The organism is Streptomyces sp. NPDC046821 (assembly GCF_040645335.1).
GTDB lineage: Bacteria > Actinomycetota > Actinomycetes > Streptomycetales > Streptomycetaceae > Streptomyces.
This window is the reverse complement of record NZ_JBEYYB010000010.1, coordinates 97,324-115,998: the sequence shown is the minus strand read 5'-3', so window position 1 is coordinate 115,998 and position 18,675 is coordinate 97,324. Positions and strand designations below refer to the sequence as shown.

Annotated in this window: 17 protein-coding genes and 1 tRNA gene; 7 read left to right on the top strand and 11 right to left on the bottom strand. The window is 69.7% G+C overall.

Annotation, left to right across the window (positions count from 1 at the left end; all coding sequences use genetic code 11):
• Positions 1-54: 54 nt before the first annotated feature.
• From ABZ893_RS21545 to ABZ893_RS21525, 5 genes are all read right to left on the bottom strand, one after another.
• Entirely contained in the window at positions 55-1,515 is a 1,461-nt protein-coding gene (locus ABZ893_RS21545) for a penicillin-binding transpeptidase domain-containing protein (RefSeq protein ID WP_361406091.1), read from the bottom strand.
• Complete coding sequence (locus ABZ893_RS21540; RefSeq protein ID WP_361406088.1) at positions 1,512-2,951, bottom strand: FtsW/RodA/SpoVE family cell cycle protein; 1,440 nt, start codon at positions 2,949-2,951, stop codon at positions 1,512-1,514. The genes ABZ893_RS21545 and ABZ893_RS21540 overlap by 4 nt, the downstream gene beginning before the upstream one ends.
• Positions 2,952-2,977: 26 nt before the next feature.
• Positions 2,978-4,543, bottom strand: a complete 1,566-nt coding sequence (locus tag ABZ893_RS21535; RefSeq protein WP_361406085.1) for a Stp1/IreP family PP2C-type Ser/Thr phosphatase — start codon at positions 4,541-4,543, stop codon at positions 2,978-2,980.
• Positions 4,544-4,660: 117 nt separating this feature from the next.
• Entirely contained in the window at positions 4,661-5,185 is a 525-nt protein-coding gene (locus tag ABZ893_RS21530) for an FHA domain-containing protein (RefSeq protein ID WP_361406082.1), read from the bottom strand.
• A gap of 10 nt (positions 5,186-5,195) precedes the next feature.
• Positions 5,196-6,062, bottom strand: a complete 867-nt coding sequence (locus ABZ893_RS21525; protein WP_361406078.1) for a DUF3662 and FHA domain-containing protein — start codon at positions 6,060-6,062, stop codon at positions 5,196-5,198.
• A 649-nt stretch (positions 6,063-6,711) separates the two neighbouring features.
• Between ABZ893_RS21525 and ABZ893_RS21520 the strand changes: the two genes are divergently transcribed.
• The 4 genes from ABZ893_RS21520 to ABZ893_RS21505 all read left to right on the top strand — a co-directional run bounded on the left by ABZ893_RS21520 (position 6,712) and on the right by ABZ893_RS21505 (position 10,108).
• Positions 6,712-6,795: transfer RNA gene (locus tag ABZ893_RS21520), tRNA-Leu, on the top strand.
• Between the two features lie 383 nt (positions 6,796-7,178).
• Positions 7,179-8,612, top strand: coding sequence for a DUF2252 domain-containing protein (locus ABZ893_RS21515; RefSeq protein WP_361406075.1), 1,434 nt, complete (start codon positions 7,179-7,181; stop codon positions 8,610-8,612).
• Positions 8,613-8,793: 181 nt separating this feature from the next.
• Positions 8,794-9,660 (top strand): hypothetical protein, encoded by an 867-nt coding sequence (locus tag ABZ893_RS21510; RefSeq protein ID WP_361406072.1) that lies wholly within the window; start codon positions 8,794-8,796, stop codon positions 9,658-9,660.
• Between the two features lie 118 nt (positions 9,661-9,778).
• Positions 9,779-10,108: a rhodanese-like domain-containing protein gene (locus tag ABZ893_RS21505; RefSeq protein WP_361406668.1), complete on the top strand. Its 330-nt coding sequence runs from the start codon at positions 9,779-9,781 to the stop codon at positions 10,106-10,108.
• 35 nt (positions 10,109-10,143) lie between these two features.
• Here the strand turns inward: ABZ893_RS21505 and ABZ893_RS21500 are convergent, their stop codons facing one another.
• From ABZ893_RS21500 to paaA, 6 genes are all read right to left on the bottom strand, one after another.
• Complete coding sequence (locus ABZ893_RS21500) at positions 10,144-11,277, bottom strand: acyl-CoA dehydrogenase family protein (RefSeq protein WP_361406069.1); 1,134 nt, start codon at positions 11,275-11,277, stop codon at positions 10,144-10,146.
• 155 nt (positions 11,278-11,432) lie between these two features.
• A complete protein-coding gene (locus ABZ893_RS21495) occupies positions 11,433-12,491 on the bottom strand; it encodes a 2Fe-2S iron-sulfur cluster-binding protein (protein WP_361406066.1) in 1,059 nt (352 codons plus the stop codon).
• On the bottom strand, positions 12,491-13,192 hold the full coding sequence (gene paaD / locus ABZ893_RS21490; RefSeq protein ID WP_361406064.1) for a 1,2-phenylacetyl-CoA epoxidase subunit PaaD: 702 nt from the start codon (positions 13,190-13,192) through the stop codon (positions 12,491-12,493). The genes ABZ893_RS21495 and paaD overlap by 1 nt, the downstream gene beginning before the upstream one ends.
• Positions 13,186-13,869 carry a 1,2-phenylacetyl-CoA epoxidase subunit PaaC gene (gene paaC / locus ABZ893_RS21485; RefSeq protein ID WP_361406665.1) on the bottom strand — a complete coding sequence of 228 codons (684 nt, stop codon included), beginning with the start codon at positions 13,867-13,869 and terminating at the stop codon, positions 13,186-13,188. Before paaC ends, paaD begins: the two co-directional genes overlap by 7 nt.
• A gap of 110 nt (positions 13,870-13,979) precedes the next feature.
• Positions 13,980-14,270, bottom strand: coding sequence for a 1,2-phenylacetyl-CoA epoxidase subunit PaaB (gene paaB, locus ABZ893_RS21480; protein WP_361406061.1), 291 nt, complete (start codon positions 14,268-14,270; stop codon positions 13,980-13,982).
• Positions 14,267-15,319: a 1,2-phenylacetyl-CoA epoxidase subunit PaaA gene (gene paaA / locus ABZ893_RS21475; RefSeq protein ID WP_361406058.1), complete on the bottom strand. Its 1,053-nt coding sequence runs from the start codon at positions 15,317-15,319 to the stop codon at positions 14,267-14,269. The genes paaB and paaA overlap by 4 nt, the downstream gene beginning before the upstream one ends.
• A gap of 286 nt (positions 15,320-15,605) precedes the next feature.
• Between paaA and ABZ893_RS21470 the strand changes: the two genes are divergently transcribed.
• Genes ABZ893_RS21470 through ABZ893_RS21460 form a run of 3 tightly spaced genes read left to right on the top strand, consistent with a single transcriptional unit; the run spans position 15,606 to position 18,575 of the window.
• Positions 15,606-16,586 carry a DUF5819 family protein gene (locus ABZ893_RS21470; RefSeq protein ID WP_361406056.1) on the top strand — a complete coding sequence of 327 codons (981 nt, stop codon included), beginning with the start codon at positions 15,606-15,608 and terminating at the stop codon, positions 16,584-16,586.
• Complete coding sequence (locus ABZ893_RS21465) at positions 16,583-17,767, top strand: HTTM domain-containing protein (RefSeq protein ID WP_361406053.1); 1,185 nt, start codon at positions 16,583-16,585, stop codon at positions 17,765-17,767. The genes ABZ893_RS21470 and ABZ893_RS21465 overlap by 4 nt, the downstream gene beginning before the upstream one ends.
• A gap of 25 nt (positions 17,768-17,792) precedes the next feature.
• Complete coding sequence (locus tag ABZ893_RS21460; protein WP_361406050.1) at positions 17,793-18,575, top strand: TrmH family RNA methyltransferase; 783 nt, start codon at positions 17,793-17,795, stop codon at positions 18,573-18,575.
• Positions 18,576-18,675: the final 100 nt, after the last annotated feature.

Genomic DNA, 18,675 nt, shown 5'->3' with positions numbered 1-18,675 from the left:
CGATACAGGACCGGTACCGCAACGTGCACCGTTGTGAAGGAGACGTGACCGGGCTCACTTCTTGGTGAGCACCGCTTCCATCACGCTCTTCGCGATCGGCGCGGCCAGGCCGCCACCGGAGATGTCGTCGCGGTTGGCGCTGCCGTCCTCGACGACCACGGCGACCGCGACCGGCGAGCTGCCGTCCTTGGCCTTCGCGTACGAGAGGAACCAGGCGTAAGGCTTCTCACTGTTGTTGAGGCCGTGCTGGGCGGTACCCGTCTTGCCGCCGACGATGTAGCCGGGGATCTGCGCGTTCGTACCCGTGCCCTCGCTGACGACCGTCTCCATCATCGACTGAAGGATCTGGGCGTTCTTCTGCGACAGCGGCTGGCTCATCTTCTTCGGCGTGTGCTGCTCGATGACGTCCAGGCTCGGCGCCTGCAGCTGGCTGACCATGTACGGCTCCATGAGCGTGCCGTCATTGGCGACCGCGGCGGCCACCATCGCCATCTGCAGCGGCGTCGCCGCGGTGTTGAACTGGCCGATCGAGGACAGCGCCGTCTGCGACGTGTTCATGTCGTTGGAGAACACGGACGCGTTCGAACGGACCGGAGTGAACTGCTCCTTGTTGAAGCCGAACTTCTCGGCGGTCTCCAGCATCTTGTCCTTGCCGAGGTCCGCGCCGATCTTGCCGAACACGGTGTTGCAGGAGTAGCGCAGGGCCACCCGCAGCGTCGCGTTCTTGCAGGGGATGTTCCCCTCGTTCTTCAGCTCCGTCTGCGTACCGGGCATGACCCAGGGAAGCGGCGTGTCCGTCGGCGAGTCGGCTTCCCTGTACAGCCCGTGCTCGAGGGCCGCCGCCGCCGTCACGATCTTGAACGTCGAACCCGGCGGGTACGTCTCGCGCAGCGCCCGGTTCGTGAGCGGCTTGTCCTTGTCCTTGTCGAGCTTCCCGAACGTGTCGCCGTCCTTCGTCATGATCCCGGCGAACGACGAGGGGTCGTACGAAGGAGTCGACGCCATCGCGAGAATCGCACCCGTCTTCGGGTCGATCGCCACGGCGGCACCCTTGCCCCGGTTCTTCAGACCGTCGTACGCGGCCTTCTGCGCGGCGGCGTTGAGGGTGGTGACGACATTGCCACCCTCCTTCTTCTTGCCGGTGATCATGTCGAGGGTGCGGCGGAAGAACAGCCGGTCGTCGTTACCGGTGAGGATGCCGTCCTCGATGCTCTCGATCTGGCTCGCACCGACCAGCTGCGACGCGTAACCCGTGACGGGCGACCACATCGGGCCGTCCTTCCAGGTCCGCTTGTACTTGAGCGATCCGTCCGTCGCCACGGAACCCGTGATCGACTTGCCGTCGACGATGATGTCGCCGCGCGGCTGCGCGTACCGCTCGATCGCGACGCGCGGGTTCTGCTTGTCCGACTTGAGCTTGTCGGCCTGGGCGTACTGGAGCCAGTTGTCACGGATCAGCAGAGCGAGGACGAGGAGCCCGCAGAAGATCGCGATCCGGCGCAGGGGCTTGTTCAAGGTCGGACCACCTGGGTCATCTCGGCGTCGGGGCTGGGAGCGGGGGCGGGCGCGGGACGGCGCGCGGTGTCACTGATCCGGATCAGGATGCCGACCAGCGCCCAGTTCGCGATCACGGACGAACCGCCGTACGCGAGGAACGGCATGGTCATACCGGTCAGCGGGATGAGACCCATGACACCGCCGGCCACGACGAACACCTGGATCGCGAACGCGCCGGACAGACCGGCCGCCAGCAGCTTGCCGAACGGGTCACGCGCCGCGAGAGCCGTCCGCAGACCGCGCTCGGTGATCAGCCCGTACAGCAGCAGGATCGCCATGATCCCCGCGAGACCCAGCTCCTCGCCGAACGTGGCGAGGACGAAGTCGGAGTTCGCGGCGAACTTGATCAGGTCCGAGTGACCCTGGCCGAGCCCCGTACCGAGGACACCGCCCGAACCGAACGCCCACAGCGCCTGCATCGCCTGCTCGGAGTGACCCTGGACGCCCTGCCGGCTCAGCAGGAACTCGTGCATCGGGTCGAGCCACGCCTGGACACGCATCTGCACGTGCGGCTCGAACGAGGCCACACCGACCGCGCCGACCGCCGACATCAGCAGACCGAACACGATCCAGCTGGTGCGCTCGGTGGCGACGTACAGCATCACGACGAACATGCCGAAGAACAGCAGCGACGTACCGAGGTCCGTCTCGAACACCAGGATGAGGATCGACATGACCCAGACCACGATGATCGGACCGAGGTCACGGCCACGCGGCAGGTACAGGCCCATGAAACGGCGGCTGGCCAGCGCCAGCGCGTCCCGCTTCACCATCAGGTAACCCGCGAAGAACACCGCGATGACGATCTTCGCGAACTCACCGGGCTGGATCGAGAACCCGGCCACGCTGATCCAGATCTTCGCGCCGAACACGTTCATACCGAGACCCGGCACGAGCGGCAGCAGCAGCAGGATCAGCGAACCCACCATCGAGATGTACGTGTAGCGCTGCAGGATCCGGTGGTCCTTGAGCAGCATGAGCACGCCCACGAACAGGGCGATACCGATCGCCGAGTACATCAGCTGCTTCGGCGCGGACGGGCTGAACGCCCCGTACTGCATCTTCGCGAGCTGCTGCAGGCGCTCCGACTGGTCGAGCCGCCAGATGATGACCAGACCCAGACCGTTGAGCAGGGTCGCGATCGGCAGGAGCAGCGGATCGGCGTACGCCGCGAACCGCCGCACCACGATGTGCGCGACGCCCGCCATCAGGCCGAGGCCGAGCCCGTAGCCGAGAAGCCCGGCGGGCAGCGAACCGTCGATCGCCATGCCCACGTTGGCGTACGCGAAGACGGGGATGACGACGGCGAACACGAGGAGCGCGAGCTCGGTGTTGCGCCGGCTCGGCGCACCGATCGCGCCGATGGTCGACGTGTGTGTAGTGCTACTGCTCATGGCGTGCAAAGGCCCCCAACGGCTGCTTACTGCTTACCGCACAGCGGGACCAGCTTCTGCTCATCCTCCGAGAGGCTGGGGCCAGGTGTGGGCGTCGGTACGGTCTTGGACTTGGCCGTTTCGGACGGCGTGGATGTCGGGCTCGGCGTGGTCGGTGAACCGTGCGACGTGGTGAAGGACGCCTTGGCGGCGCCGGTGGTGCCACCCGCCTGACCCGCGCCGGTCTTCGCGTTCCCCTCGTTCTCCTTCTCCGCCTGACGGCGCTCCGCGTCCTTCTGGCACGCGGATGCCTGCAGCGACAGCTCGTCGATCTTGCTCTTGGCCTCACCGAAGCTGCCCTCGGTGATCGTGGCCTCGACCTGCTTGCGCTGATACGGCGGCAGGTACTTGAGTTCGATCTCGGGGTGGTCCGTCTCGACCTTCGAGAGGCTCACCCACGCCAGGTCCTGGCTGATCCCGCGGTACAGCGCCACATGCGACTCGTTCGAACCGACGTAGTACTGCGTCTGCGTCCAGCGGTACCCGCCGTACAGACCACCGCCCACGACACCCAGCGTCAGGGCGATGAAGAACGACCTCTTGAGCCACTTCCGGCCACGCCGCGGCTTGACGAAATCATCGTCCCCGTACGCGCCGAAACCCCCCTCAGGAGCGTAACCGACCTGCTCGCCACTGCCGGGCGGGCCGAACTCGCCACCGCCGCCGGCCTGACCGGGCACCTGCCTGCCGGACCCGCGGCCCAGCTCAGAGGCACGGCCCGCCGGCGTCTGCATGGCGCCACCGTCGTGCAGCTGGTGCTGCTGGTTCTCCGCGACCGCGCCCACGATGACCGGGGCGTCGGACAGCTGACCCGCGAGCGTGTCACCACTGTCGATGTCCAGGACGTCCGCCACGATCACCGTGATGTTGTCCGGGCCACCGCCCCGCAGCGCCAGCTGGATCAGGTCCTGAACCGTCTCCTGCGGACCCTGATACGAGGCGAGCGTCTCCTCCATCGTCTGATGCGAGACGACACCCGAGAGACCGTCGGAACAGATCAGATACCGGTCACCGGCCCGCACCTCACGGATCGACAGGTCCGGCTCGACATGATCACCACTGCCCAGCGCCCGCATGAGGAGAGACCTCTGCGGATGCGTCGTGGCTTCCTCTTCCGTGATGCGGCCCTCGTCGACGAGACGCTGCACCCACGTGTGGTCCTGCGTGATCTGCGTCAGCACACCGTCACGCAGCAGATACGCACGCGAGTCACCGACGTGCACGAGACCGAGGCGCTGACCCGTCCACAGCAGAGCGGTCAGGGTCGTCCCCATGCCCTCGAGCTGGGGGTCCTCCTCGACCATCATCCGAAGCTGGTCGTTCGCCCGCTGCACGGCCGTGCCGAGCGACGTGAGGATGTCGGAACCCGGAACGTCGTCGTCGAGCGCGACGATCGTCGAGATCACCTCGGACGAGGCGACCTCACCGGCGGCCTGACCCCCCATGCCGTCGGCGATCGCGAGAAGACGCGGACCGGCATAACCGGAATCCTCGTTCCCCTCGCGGATCATGCCCTTGTGCGATCCGGCGGCGAAGCGCAGGGACAAACTCATGCGCACCTCGCCCGTCGGCTCCGGGTACATCCGCACGGTGCCCACCCTCCGGTCGGGAGCGCGCTCAGGTCGTGGGTGACCGCGTCGGCTCGCTCGCTCCGCTCGCTCATTGTCGTACTACTTCCGCAGCTCGATGACGGTCTTGCCGATGCGGATCGGCGCGCCCAGCGGAATCGGTTGCGGGGTGGTCAGCCGGGTCCGGTCGAGATACGTGCCGTTCGTGGACCCCAGGTCCTCGACGATCCACTGACCGTCCCGGTCCGGGTAGATCCTGGCATGTCTGCTCGACGCGTAGTCGTCGTCCAGGACGATCGTCGAATCGTGCGCACGGCCCAGCGTGATGGTCTGGCCCGCCAGCGCCACCGTGGTGCCCGTGAGGGTCCCCTCGGAGACGACGAGCTTCGTGGGAGCGCCACGGCGCTGCCGCCCACCGCCCCCGCCGCTGCTCTGCTGGGCACGCTGCTGGGGCGGCGCGGCCTGGCGGGCAGCCGCCTGCTGGCGCCCGCTGTCACGACGCGACCCCCGCTGGGTGACGCGCGTGCCGAACAGGTCGCTACGGATGACCTGGACGGCCACGATCACGAACAGCCACAGAACGGCCAGGAAACCCAACCGCATGACCGTAAGGGTCAGCTCTGACATTGCCCCCGCTTCACCCTTCGGCTTGCCGGTAAATGATGGTGGTGCTGCCCACGACGATCCGCGAGCCGTCGCGGAGCGTAGCGCGGGTGGTGTGCTGCCCGTCCACCACGATGCCGTTGGTGGACCCGAGATCCTGGATCGTCGAGGGCGTTCCGGTCCGAATCTCACAATGCCGGCGAGAGACGCCGGGGTCGTCGATCCGCACATCGGCTTCGGTGCTGCGACCGAGGACCAGAGTGGGGCGGGAGATCTGGTGGCGTGTGCCATTGATCTCGATCCAGTGGCGCACCTGCGCGCCCGCCGCCGAACCCGCGCCACGCGGCCGGCCACCGGCCGGAGCCTGCGCGGGACGGCCCGGAGGCGGCCCCGCGGGCATGGGCGGCGCGCTCGCCGGCGGCGGGTAGCCGTAGCCCCCGCCTGCCTGGGGCGGCGACGCCGGACCCCGGCCGGGCATGGGCGGCTGGTGAGCCTGGTGCGGCTCGTGCGGCTGCGGCTGGCTCGTGCTCGACGCGAGCGTACGGCTGCGCACCCGGTAGAGACCCGTGTCCAGGTCCTCCGCCTTCTCCAGGTGGACCTTGATCGGTCCCATGAAGGTGTAGCGCTGCTGCTTCGCGTAGTCGCGCACCATCCCGGACAGCTCGTCGCCGAGCTGGCCCGAGTACGGGCTGAGGCGCTCGTAGTCCGGCGCGCTCAGCTCCACGATGAAGTCATTGGGGACGACGGTCCGCTCGCGGTTCCAGATCGTCGCGTTGTTGTCGCACTCGCGCTGGAGAGCGCCGGCGATCTCGACGGGCTGGACCTCGGACTTGAACACCTTGGCGAAGGTGCCGTTGACCAGACCCTCGAGACGCTGCTCGAACTTCTTCAGGACTCCCATGGGGCACCTCCTCCTTCGTTTTCGTCCTGGTACTGCTTACTGATCGTATCCACGCGCCGGGAAATCGGCTGGTTCCCCCTGTCAGCCCGGTCGACGAGTGTCGACGCTCACAGCTGGATCGTAGAGGGGCCTCCCGGACAGTGTCGCGCACGCGGGTAAGGAGCCGGGAGGGGATGGGGGAGGGGGGTTTGAGAGGGCGGGTTCGGGGTGGGTGCGGGCGGGGCGAGCAGAGGTGCGGGGTGAGTGGTGGCCGGGGTCCCTTGTCGGGGTCCCTCCCGACGGTACGGAACGTTGCGGGTGTGACGGGATAACGGACGGGATGCCTGAGGAGATCCCTGACGAGATCCTTGACTGGTTGCAGCTCTGGTTGCGGGTCTGGTCGCAGCTCTGGTTTGCGGGACGAGATGTAAGACGAGATTGCAGGTGGATGGGTTCGGGCGTCCTTCGACTCTCTCTGTCGTCGCCGGGCCGGCCGGTTGCGAGGTCAGCGGGGGTGGGCGTCGGACCGGCCTGCTCGGAAGGCGTCCGAGCAGGTGCTCGAACGGGTGCCGGGAATCGGATGTGAATCCACCCTCCGCACCGTGCTAATCTTCTGCATGTCGGAAGGCGCTCACCCCGAAAGGGCAAGGGGCCGGAAGACACACCCAATGCGCGGGTGGCGGAATAGGCAGACGCGCTGGATTCAGGTTCCAGTGCCCGCAAGGGCGTGGGGGTTCAACTCCCCCCTCGCGCACAATACGGAAGCCCCGTAGATCTCCGGATCTACGGGGCTTCTGCGTGTTCGGGGGCGGGTTCCGGTACGTGTTCCGGGCGGGGGTTGTTGCGGGTGCGGCGGCAGGTGGGGCGGCTTGGGTGGGCGTTCCGGTGCGGTGCGTTTGCGTGTGGGTGGGCCGGGGTGGGGTGGCTTGGCGGGCCGGCGGGCCGTGGTGGGCCGTGGTGGGTCACGTGAGGACAATCACACTTATTCTTCGCGGGGATGGCCATCGCGTGGCCCTCGGGCGTCCGGTTTTCCACAGTCGCGAGGTTGTCCACAGGCTCTGACGGGCTTCGGTCGCCGACGGTACGGTCGGGGCCAGTTGATGTTCAGCGACATCCGACACGGGGGAGGCGGTCCACGTGACCGAGCTCGACACGGCGGTGCCCGCACCAGGCGAGGAACTCACGGCACGGCGGCTGCCGACCGTCCCAGGATTCGCGGTGCGCCCCTCCTCCGGATCGCCCAAACAAGAGGGCAAGGCCCTGCGCGATCGCGTGCCACGCTCCGCGCACTCCGCCTTCACCCCGCACCCTGACCGCCCCGACGCCGTCACCGCGGTCGAGGAGTCCAACCGAGGCCGCATCGAAGGACTCACCCCCATACGCGTCGGCAGGATGGCGGCGACCCCGTTCGCGTTCCTGCGCGGATCCGCCGGCCTCATGGCCCACGACCTGGCCCGGACACCCGTCACCGGTATCGGCGCCCAGATCTGCGGAGACGCCCACGCGGCGAACTTCGGCCTCTACGCCGATGCCCGGGGCGGCCTCGTCATCGACCTCAACGACTTCGACGAAACCGTGCACGGCCCATGGGAATGGGACGTCAAGCGACTCGCCACCTCTCTCGTCCTCGCAGGCCGCGAAGCCGGAGCCGACGAGGACAGCTGCCGGAGAGCCGCACGGGACGCGGTCGGCGCGTATCGCCGCACCATGCGCCTGCTGGCCCGGCTGCCCGCGCTCGACGCGTGGAACGCGATCGCCGACGAGGAACTCGTCTCCCACACAGACGCCCACGACCTCGCCGGCACGCTGGACCGGGTATCCCAGAAGGCGCGCAACAACACCAGCGGACGCTTCGCCGCCAAGTCCACGGAACTGGCCGAGGACGGCACGCGTCGCTTTGTCGACGCACCACCCGTACTGCGCCGCGTCCCCGACGACGAGGCGGCGGCCGTCGCGGCCTCACTCGGCGACTACCTGCACACGCTCTCCGAAGACCGACTCCCCCTGCTCGGCCGCTACGCGATCCAGGACGTCGCGTTCAGAGTCGTCGGCACGGGCAGCGTCGGCACCAGGTCGTACGTGGTGCTGCTCCTCGACCATCGGGGAGAGGCACTCGTGCTTCAGGTGAAGGAAGCACGGCCCTCGGCGCTGCTGCCGCATCTGCCCGAAGCCGGGTTCGAGACGCAGCCGGTCGTCCACGAGGGGCGGCGCGTGGTCCTCGGGCAGAAGCGGATGCAGGTCGTCAGCGACATCCTGCTCGGCTGGACGACCGTCGCCGGACGGCCCTTCCAGGTACGCCAGTTCAGAAACCGCAAGGGAAGCGTCGACCCGACAGCACTCGCCGCCGACCAGCTGGATGACTACGGCCGCATGACTGGCGCCCTCCTCGCCCGAGCCCACGCCCACAGCGCCGACCCCCGCCTGATAGCCGGCTACTGCGGCAAGAACGAGGAACTGGACGAGGCCGTCGCCCAGTTCGCGGCCACCTACGCCGACCGCACGGAACGCGACCATGCGGAGCTGGCCAAGGCGGTGAGGGAGGGGCGGGTGCGGGCTGAGGTGGGGGTTTGAGGGGCGGGGGTACGGCGGGGGTGCCTCTGTGCCTCTGTGCCTCTGTGTCTTTGGTCAGGAGGAACGGGGGGCGCAGGGAGAGGGGAGGGGGAGGGGAGGGGGAGGGGAGGGGGAGGCTCCCGGAACCGAGCGGGAGAAGGCGTCGGGCAAGGCTCGGTGGGGCGTGCCCTAGGCTGGTTGGGTGACGATCCCGGGAGCTGAGTCGAGTGCGTCCGAGGCCACTGCCGCTGAGGCGCAGGGGCCGGCTGTTGGTGGGGAGCGTCCTGAGGCTCGGCTTGAGCGGGCTGTGCTTGCCGCAGAGCAGGCGCTGATCGAGTTCGAGATCGCGGTGGAGACGTTCCGGGTCGAGGTGGAGAACTTCTCCCGGCTGCATCACCAGAAGCTGGGCCCCATGTATACGCGGCTGGACGAGCTGGAGGCGTTGATCGCCGAGGCGGTCGCCGCGCGTACCGGGGATTCGGAGGATCGGCGTAAGGCGGACGAGGCTCGGGCGCGGGTTCTGCCCATGCCCGGTGTCGAGGAGCTGTTCGACCAGTGGATGGACGGGGACGGGCTGTCGCCGGAGGCTTCGGCGATGCTCACCGATCAGCCCGTGCGGCCTCCGCAGCGGGTTCGCCCGAGCGACGAGGCGCGCAAGCTCTACCGGGAGCTCGTCCGTAAGGCGCACCCCGATCTGGCGCAGGACGAGAAGGACCGTGACCGGCGCGACGAGTTCATCGTGCGGGTCAACGCTGCGTACGGGCGCGGTGACGAAGGCCTGTTGCGGGAGCTGTCCGACGAGTGGGCCGAGGGGCCCGCGCCCGAGGAGCGGAAGCCGAGCCCGAGCGAGGAGCTGTACGAGCGGCTCGAGTGGCTGGCGCAGCGCAAGGAGCTGCTGACGGCGATCGCGAGCGAGCTGGAGGAGAGTGCGATCGGCGCGATGCTGCGGATGGCGCCGGACGACCCCGACCGGCTTCTTGAGGAGATCGCGGAGCAGCTGCTCGCGCAGGTCTCCGAGCGTGAGGCGGAGCTGCAGCGGTTGACGGGCGAGCAGGTCGCCGGTAGCTGAACGGCCGGCCATGGCGGTGGCGCCTGCGGCGAGCCGCCGGCCACGGCGGTGGTGCCCGCGGCGGGCCGCCGGCCCGGGCGGGTCGGGTAGCGTCGGGGGTATGCATTTCGGATCTGGTGTGCCCACGGTTGAGGTCGGCGAGCTTGTGGACGGGGACTTTCTCCTCGATGTCCGTGAGGACGATGAGTGGCAGGCGGGCCACGCCGAGGGCGCGCTGCACATTCCGATCAGCGAGTTCGTGGCGCGCTACGGCGAGCTGACCGAGGCGGCACCCCAGGACGCCCGGGTCAACGTGATCTGCCGGTCCGGCGCGCGTTCCGCCCAGGTGACGATGTACCTCGTGCAGCAGGGCATCGACGCGGTGAACGTGGACGGCGGTATGCAGGTGTGGGCCGCCGTGGGGCGGCCCGTCGTGGACGACAAGGGACAGTCGGGCTTCGTGCTCTGAGTCTCTGAGCGTTCGTGCCCGCTCGGCGCGGCGCCTCAGCCGAGGGGGTGGGCGGCCAGGAGGTCGCCGAGTGTCTCCTCGTGTGCGGCGGCGGGGCCGAGGGACAGCTCCAGTTGTTTGGCCCAGGCGTGGTAGCGGTGCAGCGGGTAGTCGGTGTCGGCGCCGAAGCCGCCGTGCAGGTGCTGGGCGGTCTGTACGACGCGTCGTACGCCGTCCGACGCCCAGATCTTGGCCACCGCGATGTCGCCCGCGGCCGGGAGCGGTCCGCCCGCTCGGGTGCTGATGCGCCAGGCGGCCTGCCACAGGGTGGCTTCCATCGCGCGCAGGTCGATGTACCGGTCGGCGGCCTGGACGGCGACGGCCTGGAACGTGGCCACGGGGTGGCCGAACTGTTCGCGCTTGCTGGTGTAGTCGCCGGTCATGCGCAGGACGGCTTCGCCGAGGCCGAGGGCGAGGGCGCAGGTTCCCGTGGTGAGGAGCTGGTTCAGCCGGTCCCAGGCTTCGTCGGCCTCGATGACGTGGTGGGCATCGAGACGCACGTTGTCGAGGTGGAGTTCGGCGAGACGTTCGCCGGACGTGGAGAACTGCTCGGCGAGGGTGAGGCCCTCGTGCGGGTTGGGCACCACCGCGATGACGGTGCTGCCTTGCTGGGTGTGGGCGGGTACGGCGATGTGGTCGGCGTTGTGCGCCCAGGGGACGCCGGTCTGGGTGCCGTCGAGGGTCCAGGTGTCGCCGTCGCGGTGGGCGTTGACGGCGAGTTCGGCCGGGTCGTGTCCGGTGCGGCCTGCGGAGGCGGCCGTGAGGACGAGTTCGCCGCGGGCCGCCTGGGGGAGGATCCGCTTCTTCAACTCGTCACTGCCGTAGGCCTGTACGGCGACGGCGGTCGCCGTGTGTTCGAGGAGCGGGACGCGGGCGAGGACCTTGGCGGATTCGCGGAGGACCAGGCAGAGCGCGATGGCGTCGAGGCCGGCGCCGCCGTGTTCGGGGTCGAGCAGGAGGCTGAGCAGGTCGGCGTCGGCGAGTTTCGACCAGAGGGATCGGTCGAAGTCGTCGGCCACCGCGCCGGACGTGAGGGCCGGGCTCGGTACGCCGTCGGGTGCGACGGGGCCGAACACGGCCTTGGCCGCCTCGACGGCCGCCTGCTGTTCTTCGGTGAAGGTGAAGTCCACTGCCCTGTCCTCCCGTGCACCGGTTCATCGTGACGACGCGCCATGATCTGACGGTGCGTCAAGATAGAACAGGTTCTATAAGAAGGGAAGGCGGGGGGCCGGTGGGGTGTGCGGGGGCGGTCGGTCGGCCAGTGCACCCGTCAGGCCGGTTCGGGTCAGCGGTCGAAGTCCAGTTCCACCCTTTCCGTGGCCGGGTGGGACTGGCACGCGAGTACGTAGCCGGCGTCGGTCTCCTCGGGTTCGAGCGCGAAGTTGCGGTCCATGCGTACCTCGCCCGAGACGAGGAACGCGCGGCACGTTCCGCAGACGCCGCCCTTGCAGGCGTACGGCGCGTCGGGGCGGTTGCGCAGTACGGCGTCCAGCAGTGATTCGCCTTCGTCGACGGGCCAGGTGCCGGAGCGGCCGTCGAGCTGGGCGGTGACCGTGGAGTGCGCGAGGCTCGGTGCGGGGCGTGCGGGTGCCGCTCCGTCGTCGACGTGGAAGATCTCTTCGTGGATGTGGTCTCTTCCTACGCCGAGTGCGCGCAGGGTGCGCTCGGCTTCCTGGACGAGTCCGAAGGGGCCGCACAGGTACCAGCCGGCGACGTCGTCGACGGGGAGCAGTGCGGGCAGCAGGGTCGTCAGGCGTTCCTGGTCGAGGCGGCCGGAGTCGAGGCCGGCCTGTTGCTCCTCGCGGGAGAGGACGGTGACCAGCTGGAACCGGTCGGGGTAGCGGTCCTTGAGGTCGGCCACCTCGTCCAGGAACATCGTCGACGCCGCGGTGCGGTCGCTGCGGATGAGGCAGAACCTCGCCTCGGGTTCCCGGGCGAGCAGCGTGGCCGCGATCGACAGGACCGGGGTGATTCCGCTGCCGCCGACCACGGCGGCGTAGAGCCCGGGGGTGGGTTCGAGGATGAAGCGGCCGGCCGGGATCATCACCTCGATGGCGTCGCCGACGGCGACCTCCTTGAGCGCGTACGTCGAGAACGCTCCGCCCTCGACCAGGCGGACGCCGACGCGGAGGGTCCGGGGGCCTTCGGGGCCGGGGGCCGGTGAGCAGATCGAGTAGGTGCGCCGGATCTCGTCGTCGTCGGCGGGGCGTCGCAGGGCGAGGTGCTGGCCGGGCGCGTGGCGGTAGTCCTCGCGCAGGGCTTCGGGGACGTCGAATGTGAGGGCCACGGAGTCGTCCGTGAGCCGGTCGACCGCCGCTACGCGGAGCTGGTGGAAGCGGGCCATCACAACTCCTTGAAGTGGTCGAAGGGTTCACGGCAGTCGAGGCAGCGGCGCAGGGCCTTGCAGGCGGTGGAGGAGAAGCGGCTCAGGAGTTCGGTGTCGGTGGAGCCGCAGTGCGGGCAGCGCAGGGGGGCGTCGCTTGCCTCGGGGGCGCCGAGGAGTGCGGCGGCGGCCGGGTCGGTGGGTTCGGTCGGTTCGGTCGGGGTGAGCGCAGGTGTGGGCGCGGGTGTTGTGGTGCGGGTGGGGCCCAGGGTGACGGTCACCGGTCCTTGGCCCGGCTGGACTGCGCGGGGCGGCGCTATGCCGAACTCCCGGAGTTTGCGGCGGCCTTCGTCCGTGATGTCGTCCGTGGTCCAGGCCGGGGTGAGGACGCGGCGGACGGTGACGTCGGCGATGCCGTGGTCGTGCAGGACGCGCTCGATGTCCGTGGACATGGTCTCGACGGCGGGGCAGCCGGTGTAGGTGGGGGTCAGCTCCACCTCGACGCTGCTGGGGGTGTGGCAGTGGACGGCGCGAAGAACGCCCAGCTCGGTCAAGGTGAGTACGGGCAGCTCGGGGTCGGGGACGGAGCCGGCGAGCTTGCGCAGCTCCGCTTCGAGCGGCGTTTCCGTCTGGCCGGTGGCGCTCTGGCCGGTGAGGCTCAGGCCGGTGGCGCTCTGGGCGGAGGCGCTCCGGGCGGAGGCCTCGGGGGTCCTGGTCACCATGTCGCCCCCGGGTGGCTCCGGTGGAGGTGCTGCATCTCGGCGAGCATCCGTCCGAACGGTTCGGTGTGCAGGCCTTGGCGTCCGGCGCCGGCCCTCCAGGCACCCGTACGCGGGCCTTCTGGGACCTTCAGGGTCGCCCGCTCAAGGACGGCGGTGATCGACACGGTCCAACTTGCCTCCATCTCCTGCCAGTTGATTTCGATGCCGTCGACTGGCTGGAACATCTCCCCTGTGTAGCGCCACAGGGCGTCGCAGGCCCGCTGCATCCGGTCGTGGCTTTCGGGGGTGCCGTCCCCGAGGCGTACGGTCCACTGCTCCGCGTGGTCCTGGTGGTAGACGACCTCCTTGACCGCCTTGGCGGCGAGGCCGGTGAGCGGGTCGTCGGCCGTGGCGAGGTGTCCGTAGAGGAGGCGCTGGTAGGTGGAGAAGTAGAGCTGGCGGGCGATGGTGTGGGCGAAGTCGCCGTTGGGCTGCTCGACCAACTGGATGTTGCGGAAGGCGCGTTCCTCGCGGAGGTAGGCCAGCTCGTCCTCGTCGCCGACCAGGGAGAGGAGGACGCGGGCCTGGCCGAGGAGGTCGAGGGCGATGTTGGCCAGGGCGACTTCTTCTTCGAGGACGGGAGCGTGTCCGGCCCACTCCCCCAGCCGGTGCGACAGCACGAGCGCGTCGTCGCCCAGGGCGAGCGCGGCGGCGGCGCTGACGGCCGGGTGCTCCGTAGAAACGGTCGGGCGCTCCGTAGAAGGCGAGTTGGTCTCTGAGGTCGTCGGAGAGGTCGTCGGAGAGGTGGTCACAGGTGCTTCACCCCTTCCGGGATCTCATAGAACGTGGGGTGCCGGTACGGCTTGTCGGCGGCGGGCTCGAAGAAGGGGTCCTTCTCGTCGGGCGAGGAAGCTGTGATCGAGGCCGAGGGGACGACCCAGATGGAGACCCCTTCGCCGCGGCGCGTGTACAGGTCGCGTGCGTTCCGCAGGGCGAGCTCGGCGTCCGGGGCGTGCAGGCTGCCGGCGTGGGTGTGTGACAGCCCGCGCCGGGAGCGTACGAAGACCTCCCACAGCGGCCAGTCCTTCGCGTCGCTCATGCCGTCGCCTTCCCGTTCTTCCCGGTCATCCCGTTCGCTCCCGAGTGCTTGGCCGCGTGGGCCGCGGCCGCTTCCCTGACCCAGGCGCCCTCTTCGTGTGCCCGCCTGCGCTGGGTGATCCGCTGCTCGTTGCACGGGCCGTTGCCCTTCAGGACCTCCCAGAACTCCGTCCAGTCGATGGCGCCGAAGTCGTGGTGCCCGCGCTCCTCGTTCCATCTGAGGTCGGGGTCGGGGAGGGTGAGTCCGAGGGACTCGGCCTGCGGTACGCAGATGTCGACGAAGCGCTGGCGGAGCTCGTCGTTCGAGTGGCGCTTGATCTTCCACTCCATGGACTGCGCCGAGTGCGCCGACTCGTCGTCGGGAGGGCCGAACATCATCAGCGAGGGCCACCACCAGCGGTCGACGGCGTCCTGCGCCATCGCGTGCTGGGCGTCGGTGCCGCGGCTCAGGGCGAGGAGCAGCTCGTAGCCCTGGCGCTGGTGGAAGGACTCCTCCTTGCAGATCCGGACCATGGCGCGCGCGTACGGCCCGTACGAGCAGCGGCACAGGGGGACCTGGTTCGTGATCGCGGCGCCGTCCACGAGCCAGCCGATGGCGCCGACGTCCGCCCAGGTCAGCGTCGGGTAGTTGAAGATCGACGAGTATTTCTGGCGGCCGCTGTGCAGCTTGTCGAGGAGCTCGTCGCGGCCTGTGCCGAGCGTTTCGGCCGCGCTGTACAGGTACAGGCCGTGGCCGGCCTCGTCCTGGACCTTGGCCATCAGGATCGCCTTGCGCCGCAGGGAGGGCGCGCGCGTGATCCAGTTCGCCTCCGGCTGCATTCCGATGATCTCGGAGTGGGCGTGCTGGGCGATCTGGCGCACGAGGGTCGCGCGATAGGCGTCGGGCATCCAGTCGCGGGGCTCGATGCGCTCCTCCGCCGCCACGGCGGTGTCGAACGCTGTCTGGTACGCGGCGGTGCCCGAGTCCGGGCCCGAGGACGTGCCGGTGGCGTCGGACGTGGCGTGGGCCGCCTGTGTCCGCGCCGCTTGGTGCGCAGCTGCTGTCGCCATCCCGGTCTCCCTCGACCTGAGCGAATCTCCCGACCGATCGTTCGGTTCGTCGGATTCAATGGTGGGACGAGGCGCCGTAAGGTGTCAACCCTGCGAGGTCCGGCCTGTGGATAACTCCGGATAACTCCATGGGCCGCTGCGGAAAACCCGATGGGCCTGTGCCTCGCACGCGCGGCTGAGTACGGTGCCGGTGCGGTGCCGGGAGTCCGGAGTGGGCCGTGCGGCGAGGAATCGGTTCGGCAATGGCGCCGGCCAACGGCATCAGGAGAACTCGGGAGACGGCGGCATGGACGCGTACGACAAGGGCTCGACGGCCCGGCGTTCCGACCCGGAGCCGAGTCCGGGGCCGAGTCCGGAGCCGTCGGACGGGCCGGGCGCGGAGCCGTCGGACGGGCCGGGCGCGGAGCCGTCGGACGCGCCGGGCGCGGAGCCTTGGCAGGAGCGGAGTCCGGCGCCTTCGCGCGGGCCGGAGCTGGGCCGAGTAACCCCTGTGAGCCCTGAAGCGCACCCGGAAGCACAGGCGTCCGAGCCGGCCCTCGCCCAGCCGGTCGAAGCGCTCACCCCCCGTACAGGCCTCTCCGCCCTCTCCCTCCGCTACCAGATCCTCGGCGCCTTCGCCCTCGTCCTGATCGCCGTCGGGGCGTGTACGCATCTGGCCATGGTGTTTCTGCACGTCGCGCCGCCCAACACCGTCTCCAAGAAGTACGGCCGGGCCGTCGACGGCTGGGTCTATCCGGAATTCGAGCAGAACTGGAAGCTGTTCGCGCCCAACCCGCTCCAGCAGAACATCGCCGTGCAGGCCCGCGCCGAGATCCGTACGGCCGACGGCGGTACGCGCACGACCGGCTGGTACGACCTGTCGGCGCAGGACGGCGCCGCGATAGACGGGAACCTGCTGCCCAGCCACACGCAGCAGAACGAGCTGCGCCGGGCGTGGGACTTCTACATGTCGTCGCACGACGGGGAGAACCGTCCGAACGGGCTGCGCGGCCAGTTGTCCGAGCGCTACATCCGCCGCATCGTCGTCCTCCGCCTGTCCGCCGAAAGCGGCCTGACCGGCGGCGACAGCACGAAGCCCGGCAGCATCACGCGCGTGCAGGTCCGCTCGCAGACCACCAATGTCGAGCCGCCCTCGTGGAGCGGCGAGAAAGTCGACCTCAAGCCCTACTACCGCGAGAACCCCTGGTGGACGGTGACGGTCGCGGACAGGGCCCTCGACGACGGCACGCGCGCGCGTGCCGCGGCCGGAACGGCGGGTGCCCGGTGAACCGTATCGGCCGTATCGACCTTGTCACCGGTGCCGCTCTCGGCCCGTACCAGAGTGCCGTCATCCGGATCGGGTTCTCCGCGACCTGGCTGCTGTTCCTGCTCCGCGAGATCCCCAACCGCCACGAGCTGTACGGGCCCGACGGGCCGTGGAGCTGGGACATGGCGCGGCAGCTCATCGCAGGCAACGGCGCTTTCACCGCGCTGATGTGGTCGGACGGCCGCGTCTGGTTCGAGTTCGTCTATTTCGCCGCGGTCCTGGTCAGCGCGCTGCTGATGCTGGGCTGGCGGACCCGGACGATGTCCGTCCTCTTCATGATCGGCGTGCTGTCGCTGCAGAACCGCAGCATCTTCATGGGGGACGGCGGCGACAACGTCATCCATCTGATGTCGATGTACCTGGTGTTCACGCGGTGCGGGCAGGTCTGGTCGCTGGACGCGCGACGGGCGGCACGCGCGCGTGAGGACGGTTTCGGGCGGCCGGACCGGGTGGGGCCGCTGCTGTGGTGGCTCGCCGGGATCGGGCTCTCCGCGATCACCTTCCTGGGGGTCGTGAGCTGGGGCTGGCTGATCGTCTTCTGGGGCCTGTGGGCCGTGCAGGGCCTGTGGTGGGCGGTGAACCGGAGGGACCCGTACGGGGAGCCCCGGATGCTGCTCGACGTGATCGCGAACCTCGCCCACAACGCCGCGCTCTTCGTGATCATGGCGGAGGCCTGCCTGATCTACGCGACGGCCGGCTGGTACAAGATCCAGGGCAGCCGCTGGCAGGACGGAACCGCCGTCTACTACCCGCTCCACCTGGACTATTTCTCGCCCTGGCCCGCCCTCGGCGACCTGCTCGCCTCGCACGGGATCATGATCATGCTCGTGTCGTACGGGACGGTCCTGGTGCAGGTCGCCTTCCCGTTCACGCTGTTCAACCGGCGCGTCAAGAACGTGCTCCTTGTCGCCATGATGTGCGAGCACGCGGTGATCGCGGTGCTGCTCGGGCTGCCGTTCTTCTCGCTCGCGATGATCGCCGCCGACGCGGTGTTCCTGCCGACGTCGTTCCTGAAGCGGCTGGGCGGCTGGGCGGCACGCGCGCGTGGAGGCCTGTTTTCCCGTACGGGCCATGCGCCGACGCTGCCGGGGCCGCGGGCCGAGGAGAGCGCCGAACAGGCCCACGTAGGCTTCACCCGATGACTTCGAGCAGCGTGGAGAAGGCCGGATGAACAGGGCGGATGCCGCCGGCGTCGGGGCGTGGCGCGCGCACGCCGAGGGGTCGGTGCTCCTCGACGGGTTCCATGCGCTCAAGCACGCGCTGCGGTTCGGCGCGCGCGTGCCTGTGGCTCTGGCGACGAGTCGGGCCGCGGCGCTCGCGCTGGCGGAGGAGCTGGCGCCCGACGTGCGGGACGCGTTGGACGGGCTTCTGGTGGAGGTGCCGGAGGAGTCCTTGCGGGCCCTGGTGCCTCGTCTGCACCCCACTGGGGTGGCCGCGCTGGCGGCGCGGCCCGACCGCGCGGCGAACCTGGCCGCCGTGGCACGACTGCCGAGGAACGCGCCGGTCGTCGTCCTCGACAACCCCCGCAACCTCGGCAACGCGGGCGCCGTCATCCGCCTCGCCGCCGGCTTCGGGGCGACCGGCGTCGTCATGACCGGCAGCCTCGACCCCTGGCATCCGACGGTCGTACGCGGCGGCGCGGGCCTGCACTTCGCGACGGCGGTCGAGCGCCTGGCGGTGGAGGAGCTTCCGCCGGGTCCGGTGTACGCGCTCGATCCGGAGGGCGAGGACATCCGGGCGATGGCGCTGCCGGACGACGCGCTCCTCGCCTTCGGCTCGGAGCGCAGCGGGCTCTCCCCCGAACTGCGCGCCCGCGCCGACCACTTGGTGTCGCTGCCGATGCGGGCCCAGGTCTCCAGCTACAACCTGGCGACGAGCGTGGGCATGACCCTCTTCCACTGGAGCACGTGCGGCACATCGGGGGGCCCTGCGGGGCGCTCGGGGGTTTGAAGCGCCGGGGCAAGCGGGCTGGCCGCCACGCCGCCGCTGCTGCCGCCCCGCCGGAACCCGGCCGCCGCAGCCGCCCGACCGCCGCCACGTCGGCACAGTC

Coding starts and splice junctions, on each gene's coding strand:
- ABZ893_RS21540 (WP_361406088.1), bottom strand. CDS start 2,951: ATGAGCAGTAGCACTACACACACGTCGACCATCGGCGCGATCGGTGCG.
- ABZ893_RS21535 (WP_361406085.1), bottom strand. CDS start 4,543: ATGAGTTTGTCCCTGCGCTTCGCCGCCGGATCGCACAAGGGCATGATC.
- ABZ893_RS21530 (WP_361406082.1), bottom strand. CDS start 5,185: ATGTCAGAGCTGACCCTTACGGTCATGCGGTTGGGTTTCCTGGCCGTT.
- ABZ893_RS21525 (WP_361406078.1), bottom strand. CDS start 6,062: ATGGGAGTCCTGAAGAAGTTCGAGCAGCGTCTCGAGGGTCTGGTCAAC.
- ABZ893_RS21495 (WP_361406066.1), bottom strand. CDS start 12,491: ATGGCCCGCTTCCACCAGCTCCGCGTAGCGGCGGTCGACCGGCTCACG.
- paaD (WP_361406064.1), bottom strand. CDS start 13,192: ATGGTGACCAGGACCCCCGAGGCCTCCGCCCGGAGCGCCTCCGCCCAG.
- paaB (WP_361406061.1), bottom strand. CDS start 14,270: ATGAGCGACGCGAAGGACTGGCCGCTGTGGGAGGTCTTCGTACGCTCC.
- paaA (WP_361406058.1), bottom strand. CDS start 15,319: ATGGCGACAGCAGCTGCGCACCAAGCGGCGCGGACACAGGCGGCCCAC.
- ABZ893_RS21470 (WP_361406056.1), top strand. CDS start 15,606: ATGGACGCGTACGACAAGGGCTCGACGGCCCGGCGTTCCGACCCGGAG.
- ABZ893_RS21460 (WP_361406050.1), top strand. CDS start 17,793: ATGAACAGGGCGGATGCCGCCGGCGTCGGGGCGTGGCGCGCGCACGCC.